We start from the raw sequence: 12269 nt of genomic DNA on the forward strand, positions 1-12269 counted from the left end.
TCGAAGAATCGAAGACTTTTCGACGAGCAACTTCGTCAACTCCTCTTTTGCTTGGGGTCGGTTGGCGCTACGGTCTGGCCCCACCAGTGGGAGCGATTCCGTCAGTCGGCGCGTCGTCAGGTACGCGCCCTCGCTGCAAGGAGTCGCTCATGCGACATCCCCCACGTCTGTCGGCGCTGCTCGCGGGAGCGGCGCTCACGATGGCGAGCACCGCTCTCGCCGTCGTCGGTACGGCCTCAGGAGCAGTGGCCGCACCGCCGTGCACGGTGGAGTACTCGGTCGTCGGCCAGTGGGCCGACGGCTTCCAGGGCGCCGTCACCATCACCAACAACAGTGCCGCGATGAGCAGTTGGCGCCTCGGCTTCGACTTCGCGGCCGGCCAGAAGGTCACCCAGGGCTGGGGCGGGAAGTGGTCCCAGTCCGGGGCGGCCGTCACGGTCGTCAACGAGAGCTGGAACGGTTCGCTCGGTACGGGCGCCGGCGTGACCACCGGCTTCCTCGCCTCCTGGTCGGGCACCAACACCACGCCCACGGCCTTCACGCTCAACGGCACGGTGTGCAACGTCGATCCGGGCCCAACCCCGACCCCGACCCCGACTCCGACCCCAACGCCTACCCCGACCCCGACCCCCACCCCGACTCCGACCGACCCGGTCTCCGGCGCGCCCGAGCTGACCGTGACCGGCAACCGGCTCACCGACCAGAACGGCGCGACCCGCCGCCTGCTCGGCGTCAACCGCTCCGGCGGTGAGTTCATGTGCGTCCAGGGGTACGGCATCTGGGACGGACCCGTCGACGACGCCTCGATCCGTGCCATCGCCGACTGGAAGGCCAACACGGTCCGCATCCCGCTCAACGAGGAATGCTGGCTGGGCCTGGACAACATCAAGCCCGAGTACCGGGGAGCGAACTACGTCGGCGCGGTCAAGGACCTGGTGAACCGTGTCCTCGCGCACGGCATGACCCCGGTCGTCGAACTGCACTGGAGCCACGGGCAGTACACCGGCAACTCGGCGGGCTGCTCCGACGTCCACGCCTCCTGTCAGAAGCCGATGCCGAACGCGCAGTACACCCCGGCGTTCTGGACCTCGGTCGCGGACACGTTCAAGAACGACCGCCGTGTCGTCTTCGACCTGTTCAACGAGCCGTACCCGGACCGGGCGACCTCCACCGCGGCCCAGGCCTGGACGTGCTGGCGCGACGGCGGCACCTGCCCCGGCATCGGCTACGAGGTCGCCGGCATGCAGGACCTGGTGGACGCGGTCCGCGCGACGGGCGCCCGGAACCTCGTCCTCGTACCCGGCATCGCGTACTCCAACGACCTGAGCCAGTGGCTTGCCCACCGTCCCACCGACCCGGCGGGCAATCTGGCCGCCGCCTGGCACGTCTACAACTTCAACACCTGCTCGAGCGAGGCCTGCTGGGACAGCAGCCTCGCCCCGGTAGCCGCCCAGGTGCCCCTCGTCGCGGGCGAGATCGGCGAGAACACCTGCGGCCACGCGTTCGTCGACCGCGTCATGAAGTGGTTCGACGACCGCTCCCTGTCGTATCTCGGCTGGACCTGGAACACCTGGAACTGCTCCTCGGGACCGGCCCTGATCACTTCGTACGACGGCACACCCACCGCATTCGGCATCGGGCTGCGCGACCATCTGCGCGCCCTGAACTGAAAGGCACACCACGCCATGAGCCGCACAACGAGCCGTACCGCCCTTCTGGCGGCGCTCGGCCTGATCACGGCCACCGGAGCCACGGCCACCGTCATGACGAGCACCGCCGGGGCCGCCGCCGCCGGCTGCCGGGTCGACTACCAGGTCACCAACCAGTGGAACACCGGCTTCGGGGCCAACGTCGTCGTCACCAACACCGGTGACCCGCTGACCTCCTGGACCCTGGAGTGGTCCTACGCGAACGGGCAGCAGGTCACCCAGGGCTGGAACGCCACGATCACCCAGTCCGGCGCCGCCGTGACCGCGAAGAACATGTCGTACAACGGGAGCCTGGCCACAGGCGGTTCGACCTCCTTCGGCTTCAACGGTTCCCACACGGGGACGAACGCCGTCCCCGCGACGTTCACCCTCAACGGAGTCGTCTGCAACGGCGCGACCCAGCCGCCGACCACCCCTCCGACCACTCCTCCGACGACGCCGCCCACCACTCCCCCGACGACGCCTCCGACCACTCCGCCGCCGGCCGGCACCAAGGCCGACAACCCGTACGCGGGCGCCAAGGTGTACGTGAACCCGGAGTGGTCCGCCAAGGCGGCCGCCGAGCCGGGCGGCACCAAGGTCTCGAACCAGCCGACCGGAGTCTGGCTGGACCGCACCGCCGCCATCGCGGGCGTGAACGGCGGCATGGGCCTGCGCGCCCACCTCGACGAGGCCCTGAGGCAGAAGGGCAGCGGCGAGCTCGTCGTCCAGCTGGTGATCTACAACCTGCCGGGCCGGGACTGCGCCGCGCTCGCCTCCAACGGTGAGCTGGGCCCGACCGAGATCGACCGGTACAAGACCGAGTACATCGACCCCATCGCCGCGATCCTCGCCGACTCGAAGTACGCGGGCCTGCGGATCGTCACCACGGTCGAGATCGACTCCCTGCCGAACCTGGTGACCAACGTGTCCGGCCGCCCGACGGTCACCGCCAACTGCGACGTGATGAAGGCCAACGGCAACTACATCACGGGCGTCGGCTACGCCCTGAACAAGCTGGGCTCGATCGCCAACGTCTACAACTACGTGGACGCCGGGCACCACGGCTGGCTGGGCTGGGACGACAACTTCGGCGCCTCGGCCGAGCTCTTCAAGCAGGCCGCGACCGCCGAGGGTTCCACGGTCTCCAAGGTCCACGGCTTCATCGTCAACACGGCCAACTACAGCGCGCTGAAGGAGGACCACTTCAAGATCGAGGACTCCGTCAACGGCGTGTCCGTGCGCCAGTCGAAGTGGGTGGACTGGAACCGGTACACGGACGAGCTGTCCTATGCCCAGGCGATGCGCACCAAGCTCGTCTCGCTCGGCTTCGACACCAACCTCGGCATGCTGATCGACACCTCCCGCAACGGCTGGGGCGGCACGGCGCGCCCCACCGGACCCGGAGCGCTCACGGACGTCAACACGTACGTCAACGGCGGGCGTTACGACCGGCGCATCCACCTCGGCAACTGGTGCAACCAGTCGGGCGCGGGCCTGGGTGAGAGGCCGCAGGCGGCCCCGGCCGCGGGCATCGACGCGTACGTGTGGATGAAGCCGCCGGGCGAGTCGGACGGCGCGAGCAAGGAGATCCCGAACGACGAGGGCAAGGGCTTCGACCGGATGTGCGACCCGACGTACACGGGCAACGTCCGTAACGGCAACAGCATGTCGGGCTCGCTGCCGGACGCGCCGCTGGCCGGGCAGTGGTTCTCGGCCCAGTTCCAGGAGCTCCTGAAGAACGCCCACCCGGCGCTGTGACACCCCGCGCCGGCCGGAACCCCGCTTCCGGCCGGCGTGCCGGCCCGGGGGCTGCTGCCTGCGACCGGGCCTAGCGGGTGTCACCCTCCCAGTCCCAGTGCACGGAGTCGCCCTCCCGCGGCCCGTACCGGGTGTGGCCGCCCGGGCCGTAGGTTCCTATCTCCGTGGCCAGGGCGGCCCCCTCCTCGAGCTCGCGCGCGGTCCATCCGGTGACGTCGAGCAGCAGACCGTCGAGGGGGCCCGCCACCAGCTCGCGGTAGACGCGCCCGGGTCGTGGGCCCGGATCGGGATCGTCATGGTCGGCGCCGTACACACGCCCTCTCATCAGCTCGTCCATACCCCGCAGCATGGCACCCGGCACTGACACTCGCCCGGCCTCGGCGGTCCGGTCAGGCCGCCGGGGTGATGTTCTGGTTGGAGCGGAAGACGTTGGCCGGGTCGTACTCCTTCTTGAGGACGCGAAGCCGGCGGAGCTTGTCGGCCCCGTACGCCTGCTGGACGCGGGCCGCGCCCTCCTCCATCAGGAAGTTGACGTAGACACCGGCGTGGTAGGGCTCGAGCGCGGACCACCACTCGCGCGCCCAGGTGCGCGCCTCGTCGAAGCCCTCGGCGTCGAAGCAGTTGCCGTTGATGTTGAAGGTGTGGCCCACGGCCCGCCCGCTGCACGCGGTCTCGTCCTCACCCACGCGGGCGATCGCACCGCCCAGGTGGAAGATGTTGCACGAAGAGAGCGGGGAGGTGATCTGCAGGGCGTGCGCCGCGCTGATGCCGATGACCTCGTCGCTGAGCCGTTCGATGTCGCAGGACCGGACGTAGTACCACCAGCCGTGGCGGAACGACGGGTCGAACATGGACTGGTGCTGCAGATAGGGCTTGGGCGCGCACAGGTCGAGCAGCGGCGTCCCGAACTCCCGCAGCGGCCGCAGGACCTTCTGGCCCGTCTCGATGTCCCCGGCGTAACAGCTGATCACCGCGATGACGGGCCTGCCGTGCAGTTCGGGCGGGATCGACGGGAGAGGCGGGGCCTTGCGCTGGACGACGATGGTGGTCAGCTCGTCGGGGACGTCGGTGATCCAGTCGCGGTAGAAGCACAGCACGTGCGGTGCCTCTTCCAGCGGCCAGAGGATCGGTCCGGCGAGCACCATCGGTCCCACGGGATTGAGCCGGAACTCGAACTCGGTGACGACGCCGAAGTTGCTGCCCGCGCCGCGCAGGCCCCAGAAGAGCTCGGGCTCGTGGCTCGCGCTCGCCGTGACGAAACCGCCGTCGGCCGTGACCATGTCGGCGGAGAGCAACTGGTCGACCGTGAGCCCGTACTTGCGCATCAGCCAGCCGATCCCGCCGCCGAGGGTGAGCCCGGCAAGGCCTGTGTGTGTCACGATCCCGGCGGGCACGGCCATCCCGAAGTGCTGCGTCTCGCGGTCGAGCGCCCCGAGCAGGACGCCGGCCTGCGCCCTGACCGTGCGGTTGACCGGGTCGACGCGGATCCCGTCCATGGCGGACAGGTCGATGACGACGCCGCCCTCGCACAGCGACTGGCCGGGGAAACTGTGGCCCCCGCTCCGTACCGCGACCGGCAGTCCACTGCGCGTCGCGCTCTCCAGCGCGGCGGTGACGTCGGCGACGCCGGTGCAGTACGCGATGAGGGCGGGAAACTTGCTGATGGACCCGTTCCAGATGCGCCGGGCCTCGTCGTAGGCAGGATCGTCGGGGCGGACGAGCCTGCCGGAGAAGGACCGCTCCAGCTCCCGGAAGGCTGCCTCGTCCACGCGCACGGCGGGTGCTGGACCCATGCTCACTCCTGCGCCGATCGTCCTCCCCGATCGCCTTCCTTCTCCCTGCCAGCGTCCCACCGGCCGGTCACCCCTGCCAGCGGGCTCAGGCGCCGACGGGCTCATTCTCCGGGTGGGCGCTGCCGTTCCGCCGTCAGGGAGGCGACGAGAATCCCGGCCAGGCCGGCCCACACCACCACCGCCGCGCCGCCGACCGTGGCCCATCCGACGGCGCCGAGCGCGAGCGCCGTCCCCGCTCCGGCGCGCAGCGCCCGACGGTCGGTGGCGAAGGCCCAGGCTCGGCGGCCGGCACCGGGCGTGCGCATCTCGAGCACCGCGGCGCGGCACACCAGCGCCGCCGCGGCGACCACCGCGGTCATCACGGACGGGTCCATGCCACCTGCCTCTCCCCGTCCATGCTCGCGCAGCCCGGCCGGGCGCGCACCGCCCGTGCGGGGCCGGCGTCAGCCGGCGAGAAACGCCTCGATCGTCGTCGCCAGCTCGCGCGGGGTCTCCTCCGGGGCGTAGTGGCCCGCGTCGGCGAGGACTTCGAGGCGGGCGTTCGGATACCACTGGAGCCAGCCGGCCTCCATCGCCGCGGAGCCCAGCGCCGGGTCGTGCGCGCCGACGACGAGCAGGACGGGGGTCCGGTTGTCCTTGACGCGGTGGTGGAAGTCGGTCCGGGACCAGGAGTCGAGGTACGCGCGGAAGGCCGTGGCCGAGGAGCGTTCCACCGAGCGCTTCACGAGCGCGCCCAGCCAGGCGTCGTCGTACCGGCCGCCCGTGGTGGTGTCGATGATGACCCGTCGGTTGCCCGGCTCCTCCGCCGCCCCGGCGAAGAGGTCCCAGCTCGCCGCGTCCATCGGGAAGCCCGCCGCCGACACCGGTGAGATGCCAATGAGCGAGCGGACCCGCTCCGGCGCGTCGAGCAGCATCAGCTGGGCCGCCTTGCCGCCCATCGAGTGGCCGATCACCGTGAACGCGTCCCAGCCGAGGTCGTCGGCGACGGCGAGCGCGTCGGCGGCGACCTCCTCCATGGTGAACGCCCCCTCGGCGTCGATCGCCTCGCCGTAGCCGCGGCAGTCGAGGAAGGCGTACGTGCCGGTGTCGCCGTTCAGGTGGGCGCGCAGCGGGTCGAAACTCGTACGGTCGCCGAACCAGTTGTGCAGCACGAGAGCCCGCCGGGGTCCGCTGCCCTCTACGTCGTACGGAAGAACCTGGCCCGTCATCACGCCCCCTGGTCACGAGGTACTGGAAGTCCCGACGCTCGAGTGTCGCGAGGCGTGACCGCTCGGTCAACGGTGCGTGTCCCCGTCCGGGCGGGGCCCGAGATGCGGGGCCCCTCGGCCCGGGAGCATGCTGACTGTGTGACCCCGCACGGCGCGGCCGGACAGGACCCGTCGGTCGGAACCGAGGCCCCGCCCGAGGGGGTCGACACCGACGGGAGGCCCCTCGACGCGCTGCCGCTGGTCCTCTCCGAGGCCACGCTGCGGACGATCGAGGCGGTCGGCGGGTACGCGGGCGGTGTCTATCTGCGCTCCGGGACACCCGGGCTGCTCCGTATGGCGGTGCTCGCCGGGCTGCCCGGCTCCCTGTTCCGGCCCTGGTGGCGGATGCACGCGAACCGGCCGTTCCCCGTCGCGGAGGTGCACCGCTCGGGCCAGCCGGTGCACCTGGCGGACGTCGAGGAGGCCATGCGGCAGTTTCCGCAGCTCGTGGCCAGTCTCCCGTTCCCCTTCGCCTCCCTGTACGCGCCCATCGTCAGCGGCCGCGAGCGGTTCGGGGTCCTCGTGGTGCTGCGCACGCCGAGCCCCGGCGTGCCGGTGAACGCCCGGGACCGGACCAGGCTGGCCCGTGAGGCGCAGCGGCTCGGGGCGGCCCTGGCGGGCCTCCAGGAGTCCGGTACGACGGTGGAGTGGCCCGATGAGCCCGTGTGCGTACAGCTCCCCTCCGGTGGCACGAAGCCGGTACGGATCGGCACCTTCGAGTGGGATCTGGACACCGGCAAGGTCGCGGCCGACGACGGGCTGCGGGCGATCCTCGGCGACGACGACACCGTCCCGGGGACCATCGAGGCGCTGACCTCGCGCCTCGCGCCGGAGGACTCGTACGCGCTGTTGACGATGGCCCGCCGGGCGGCGGAGTCCGGTTCCCAGGTGGCGCGCCGGATCCGGCTCAAGGGGCCCGACGGCGGGCTGCACCTGCTGGAGGTCTCCGCACGCGCGGTGCCCGGCGGGCGCGCGGGGCGGCTGACGGGCTCGCTGGTCGACCTCGGCACCGGGCTCGTCGGCTCCGATGCCATCGACCGGCTGCCACGGGCCGTTCTGGCGATCGACCGGCTGGGCCGGGTGACGTATGTGAACCATCTGACCGAGGCGCTGCTCGGCCGCCCACGTGCCGCGCTCGCCGGGCACGCCGTGTGGGAGGTGCTGCCCTGGTTCGCCCTGCCCACCTACGAGGAGCATCTGCGGGCCGCGCTGCTCTCCGACGAGCCCGTGCACTTCCTGGTCCACTCGGCCGAGCGGGAGTGGATGTCGGTCTCGCTCTACCCGGGCCATGACGGAGTGACGCTGGTGCTCCTTCCGGAGGGGGATCCCGCCCACGAGCCCGGATCCGTCACCCGGGCGGACGTCGGGCTCGGCTCCCCGGCGGACAGGGCGTCGGCGCTGTACCGGCCGGTGGCGCTCGCCATCGCGCTGACCGAGGCAGTCACGGCCCGCCAGGTGTCGGCGGTGGTGACCGACGAGCTGCTGCCCGCGTTCGGCGGCCGGCAGCTGGCGATCTATCTGCTGAGCGACCGCCATCTGTACCTGGCCTGGGAGACCGGCTTCCCGCCCGGGTTCCTGGAGCCCTTCGACGGGGTGGGTCTCGATGCCCGCCTGCCGGGTGTCGAGGCGCTCACCACCGGCCGCCCGCTGTTCTTCGAGTCGATCGAGCAGATGAGCCGGGCCTATCCGGGACTCCCGCTGGACGCGCTCTCGGGGGCCCGGGCCTTCCTGCCGCTCATCGCCTCCGGCCGGCCGGTCGGCTCGTGCATCCTCGGCTTCGACCGGCCGCGTGGTTTCAGTCCGGAGGAGCGCACGGTCCTGACGGCGCTGGCCGGGCTCATCGCCCAGGCCCTGGAGCGGGCGCGGCGGTACGACAGCGAGTCGGCCCTCGCCCGCGGCCTGCAGGACGCGCTGCTCCCGGCCCGGCTGCCGGTCCGGGACCAGGTCGACACGGTGGCGCGCTATCTGCCCGGCACACAAGGCATGGACGTGGGGGGCGACTGGTACGACGTGGTCGAGACGGGGCGGGGGCTGCTCGCCCTGGTGTGCGGCGACGTCCAGGGCCACGGTGTCGCCGCGGCGGCGACGATGGGTCAGCTGCGCAGCGCGGTACGGGCCTTCGCGCTCGGCGGTCATCCCCCGGAGGAAGTCCTGATGGGCACCAACCGCCTGCTGATCGACCTCGACCCCGGGCAGTTCGCCAGCTGCTGCTACGTGGTGCTCGACCCGGCGACGGGGGTGGCCGAGGCCGTACGGGCCGGGCATCCGCAGCCGCTGCTGCGCCACCCGGACGGGACGGCGGAGGTCCTGGAGCTGGCGGGCGGTCTGGTCCTGGGGATCGACGCCGACGCCACGTATCCGGTGACCCGGCTGCACCTGGATCCGGGGGCGGTTCTCGCCCTGTACACGGACGGCCTGGTGGAGCGTCCTGGCCGGGACATCGACGAGGGGATCGAATGGCTGCGCCGTACCTTCTCCGTCACCGGGTCGATCCCGCTCACGGAGACGGCGGACCGGCTGATCCGCGACGCCCGGCAGGCCACCGACCGGCCGGACGACATCGCCCTGCTGCTCGCCGCCCGCTGGACGGCCTGAACGGACGGCCTGAACGGGGCGGCAGGGTCACCCGGTCGGCCCCGTGGCGCTGGTATGGCGGGCCGGGAACGGCCCCCGGAACGGCCGACCGCCCCCGTGTGGTGCTCAGCGGGGGCGGTCGTACGGATCGGGGCTGATCAGCCCTCGATGACGCCGGACTCGGCTACGACGATCTTGGCGCTGGTGGCGCCGGAGCGGGAGCCGAGGCCCTCGATCTTCTTGACCAGGTCCTGGCCCTCGACGACCTCGCCGAAGACGACGTGCTTGCCGTCCAGCCAGTCGGTCACGACGGTGGTGATGAAGAACTGGGACCCGTTGGTGTTGCGGCCCGCGTTCGCCATGGAGAGCAGGAACGGCCGGTCGTGCTTCAGCGTGAAGTTCTCGTCCTCGAACTTCTCGCCGTAGATGCTCTTGCCGCCGGTGCCGTTGCCCTTGGTGAAGTCGCCACCCTGGAGCATGAACTGCGGGATGACGCGGTGGAACGGGGAGCCGGCGTAGCCGTAGCCGTGCTCGCCGGTGGCGAGCTCACGGAAGTTCTTCGCCGTCTTGGGGACGACGTCGTCGAACAGCTTGAAGACGATCCGGCCGGCGCGCTCGCCGTTGATGTCGATGTCGAAGTACACGTTGTTGCTCATGGGGACATCCTGTCATTCCCGCTCACGCAGCGCGCACACGGGCTGCCTCTTCGGAGCGTCACATCAGTCCGCCGGTGTCCGGGGCCTGGGGGACGGCGTCGGCCACCATCGGGGCCGCCCCGTCCAGGAGGGGGGCGAGGGGGTTGTCGTTCTGCAGGAGGCCGGTGGGGCCGGTCGCGCCGTGGTCGGCCGCGGAGGCGTTGGGCGGCGGGGTGACGAGGGCCGTGACGACACCGGCGGCGAGGGAGGCGATGGCGAGCATGCTGCGCTTCTTCATGCCCTGGTCAACTGCCGAGAGCCGCCGGGGTTACGGCCTGCGGCCCACGTGAGCAGAACACCGGTGACGTACCGCCCCAATTGCCATCAAATCCGCTGCAACCGTATGGTTGTGGTGGATGTCTCTTCCAGTGACACCACTGTCCCCGGAGCAGCAGGAATTGGGGGACGTCATGATTCACCGTCAGAGCCTCGCGGCCGTGGCCGCCGGCATTCTTCTGGCCGCCGGGATCGGTGCCACGATCCCCGCCGACGCCAGCACGGAACGATCCCGGGCGTCGACGCCGCCCTCGACCGCGCTCGTGGTCAACGCCCGCTGGGGCGGGCACGCCTCCTTCGACCGGCTGGTCATCGACGTCCGGGGCACGATGCCCCCGTTCACCGTGACGCAGACCAGCGCCCTGCATTACGACGGCTCGGGCGAGCGGGTCCCGCTCGCCGGGAAGTACTTCCTGGAGATCAGACTCTCCCCCGCCGCCGCACACGACGAGTCCGGCCGGTCCGTCTACCAGGGCCCCCGGCTTCAGAAGATCTATCTGCCCATGCTCAAGGGCGTCGCCCTGACCGGCGACTTCGAGGGTGTGGTGACCATCGGAGCGGCCTTCGACACCAAGCCCAGCTTCAAGTCCTTCACGCTGCACTCCCCCGAGCGCCTCGTGGTCGACATCAACCATCCGGTCGTCTGCCGGTGATCAGGGCGCGGAAGCCGGGCGGGGGACGTCCCGGTGACGGGCCCCGCCCGGCCGCTCAGTGATCGACGCCCGTCTCCACGTACACGGTCGTGCCGGAGCGCCGGGCGCGGTCGATCTCGACGAGCCGGGCGAAGTTCCCCGGCGTCATCTCCCGCTCCCATTCGGCGAGGGTGCGGAGCCGGAACTCGCTGTGCTCGTCCGGGTCGAGGACGATGCCGGCGAGCTGTTCGTCCGTCAGGACGCCGCCGTCGAAGATGAATCCGATGTGGTTGGCGGGCCACTCCTCGCCCCGGTCGGAGATGAAGTGGGTGCCGAGCAGCCGCGGCTCGCCCCGGAAGACGATTCCGGTCTCCTCGTGGCACTCACGGACGGCGGTCTGCCACGGGGTCTCCCCGGGGTCCATGTTGCCGCCGGGCCACTGCCACAGCTCGGTGCGGTAGGTGGCGCGCAGCTGGAAGGGCCGGCCGTCGGTGTCGGTGAAGTACAGGCAGGCGTACGCCGTCGCCCTCGGCAGCGTCGCGATGTACTCGGCGGGCGGCAGCCAGGTGTTCGCCATGGGTCAGCTCTCTTTCGACGGGCCGGTGGATCACCTCCATCCAACCGGCCGCGGCGCCCGCGTCCGGCGCCCCGTGATCACGTCCACCGGATCGTGTGATCACACCCGGCCTCAGGGGAGGTCGTCGCCGGGGAGCTCGGCCGGCAGCCGGTCGATGTGGCGCCGGACCAGGTGTTCGTGGATCAGGCGCCCGACGAGGGCGGCGCCGTAGACCACGAACCCGACGCCGACGAGCCAGGACTGCAGGACGAGGACGGTGCCGAACGGTCCGTAGGTGACCGCGTTGGAGGCGATCAGCGGGGAGAAGACGAACTGCGAGAAGATCCGCAGCCCGAACAGCCCCACGGCCGTGCAGAGCGCTCCTGGGGCGAGCGCGCGCCAGCGGATGCGTCCGCAGAGGAGGAAGCGCTGCGACCACCAGAAGAAGAGGAACGCGCCGACGACATCACTGAGGGCCACGAGGAAGGTGACGACGGTGGACGACTCCTGCTCCTCGGGGGCCTCGACGAAGGCCAGGAGCGCGCCGACCAGGACGGCGAGCCAGACGACGTGGCGCCACATGGTGTGCCAGCGGGCGGTGGGCAGGTCCCAGGCCTTCTCGTAACCGGTCTGTACGGCGGATCCGAAGGTGACACCGAACGCGGCGAGCGCGGCGAGGCCGAAGGCGGTGGTCCGTTGCAGGGCCTCCCCCGGCTTGGCGAAGAGCTGCTCGACCTCCTCCTGCGACACCTCGGCGACGCCGAGGCCCTGGACCAGCCAGCGGGCGAAGCCTTGGCCGCTGGCGAGGTCGGCGGCGGCGACGACGATGAGCAGGGGGACGAGGGTGAGGAGGCTGAGTGCCGCGAAGCCCATGGCCCGGTGCATCAGCTCCATCTCGCGTCCTCGGTTCCAGGCGAGCCCGATCACCGAGGTGAGGACGGATCGATGGAGCCGACGGAACCAGTGGCCGTGCTCGGCGGGGGCACGGTCGTGGGGCGCACCGGAAGTGGGGGGCATGCCACGGGAAGTACCCGCCCGGGCGCCGGG

12 protein-coding genes are annotated in these 12269 nt (G+C 71.2%); 4 read left to right on the forward strand and 8 right to left on the reverse strand.

Annotation, left to right across the window (positions count from 1 at the left end; genetic code table 11):
• Positions 1 to 149 precede the first annotated feature (149 nt).
• The gene (locus ACZ4VI_RS00325; RefSeq protein WP_467995223.1) at positions 150 to 1670 is read left to right on the forward strand and encodes a cellulase family glycosylhydrolase; all 1521 of its coding nucleotides are present in this window, start codon (positions 150 to 152) and stop codon (positions 1668 to 1670) included.
• Positions 1671 to 1685: 15 nt separating this feature from the next.
• Positions 1686 to 3449 carry a glycoside hydrolase family 6 protein gene (locus tag ACZ4VI_RS00330; RefSeq protein WP_467995225.1) on the forward strand — a complete coding sequence of 588 codons (1764 nt, stop codon included), beginning with the start codon at positions 1686 to 1688 and terminating at the stop codon, positions 3447 to 3449.
• 70 nt (positions 3450 to 3519) lie between these two features.
• On the opposite strand, the gene ACZ4VI_RS00335 is transcribed toward ACZ4VI_RS00330, so the two are convergent.
• From ACZ4VI_RS00335 to ACZ4VI_RS00350, 4 genes are all read right to left on the reverse strand, one after another.
• The gene (locus ACZ4VI_RS00335; RefSeq protein WP_467995226.1) at positions 3520 to 3786 is read right to left on the reverse strand and encodes a hypothetical protein; all 267 of its coding nucleotides are present in this window, start codon (positions 3784 to 3786) and stop codon (positions 3520 to 3522) included.
• A 52-nt stretch (positions 3787 to 3838) separates the two neighbouring features.
• A complete protein-coding gene (locus ACZ4VI_RS00340) occupies positions 3839 to 5242 on the reverse strand; it encodes an FAD-binding oxidoreductase (RefSeq protein WP_467995228.1) in 1404 nt (467 codons plus the stop codon).
• Between the two features lie 101 nt (positions 5243 to 5343).
• Positions 5344 to 5616 (reverse strand): hypothetical protein, encoded by a 273-nt coding sequence (locus tag ACZ4VI_RS00345; protein ID WP_467995230.1) that lies wholly within the window; start codon positions 5614 to 5616, stop codon positions 5344 to 5346.
• 69 nt (positions 5617 to 5685) lie between these two features.
• Positions 5686 to 6450: an alpha/beta fold hydrolase gene (locus ACZ4VI_RS00350; protein ID WP_467995231.1), complete on the reverse strand. Its 765-nt coding sequence runs from the start codon at positions 6448 to 6450 to the stop codon at positions 5686 to 5688.
• Between the two features lie 138 nt (positions 6451 to 6588).
• Here ACZ4VI_RS00350 and ACZ4VI_RS00355 point away from each other — a divergent pair, with 138 nt between their 5' ends.
• The gene (locus ACZ4VI_RS00355; protein ID WP_467995232.1) at positions 6589 to 9084 is read left to right on the forward strand and encodes a SpoIIE family protein phosphatase; all 2496 of its coding nucleotides are present in this window, start codon (positions 6589 to 6591) and stop codon (positions 9082 to 9084) included.
• 137 nt (positions 9085 to 9221) lie between these two features.
• On the opposite strand, the gene ACZ4VI_RS00360 is transcribed toward ACZ4VI_RS00355, so the two are convergent.
• Both ACZ4VI_RS00360 and ACZ4VI_RS00365 read right to left on the reverse strand, forming a co-directional pair.
• Positions 9222 to 9719, reverse strand: a complete 498-nt coding sequence (locus tag ACZ4VI_RS00360; protein ID WP_467995234.1) for a peptidylprolyl isomerase — start codon at positions 9717 to 9719, stop codon at positions 9222 to 9224.
• 58 nt (positions 9720 to 9777) lie between these two features.
• A complete protein-coding gene (locus ACZ4VI_RS00365; RefSeq protein WP_467995235.1) occupies positions 9778 to 9996 on the reverse strand; it encodes a hypothetical protein in 219 nt (72 codons plus the stop codon).
• Between the two features lie 172 nt (positions 9997 to 10168).
• Here ACZ4VI_RS00365 and ACZ4VI_RS00370 point away from each other — a divergent pair, with 172 nt between their 5' ends.
• Positions 10169 to 10687 carry an AMIN-like domain-containing (lipo)protein gene (locus tag ACZ4VI_RS00370; RefSeq protein ID WP_467995236.1) on the forward strand — a complete coding sequence of 173 codons (519 nt, stop codon included), beginning with the start codon at positions 10169 to 10171 and terminating at the stop codon, positions 10685 to 10687.
• A 55-nt stretch (positions 10688 to 10742) separates the two neighbouring features.
• Here the strand turns inward: ACZ4VI_RS00370 and ACZ4VI_RS00375 are convergent, their stop codons facing one another.
• Entirely contained in the window at positions 10743 to 11243 is a 501-nt protein-coding gene (locus ACZ4VI_RS00375) for an NUDIX domain-containing protein (protein ID WP_467995238.1), read from the reverse strand.
• Positions 11244 to 11354: 111 nt separating this feature from the next.
• The gene (locus ACZ4VI_RS00380; RefSeq protein ID WP_467995239.1) at positions 11355 to 12239 is read right to left on the reverse strand and encodes a YhjD/YihY/BrkB family envelope integrity protein; all 885 of its coding nucleotides are present in this window, start codon (positions 12237 to 12239) and stop codon (positions 11355 to 11357) included.
• Between the last annotated feature and the right edge of the window lie 30 nt (positions 12240 to 12269).

The organism is Streptomyces sp. NPDC029169, from assembly GCF_055563935.1.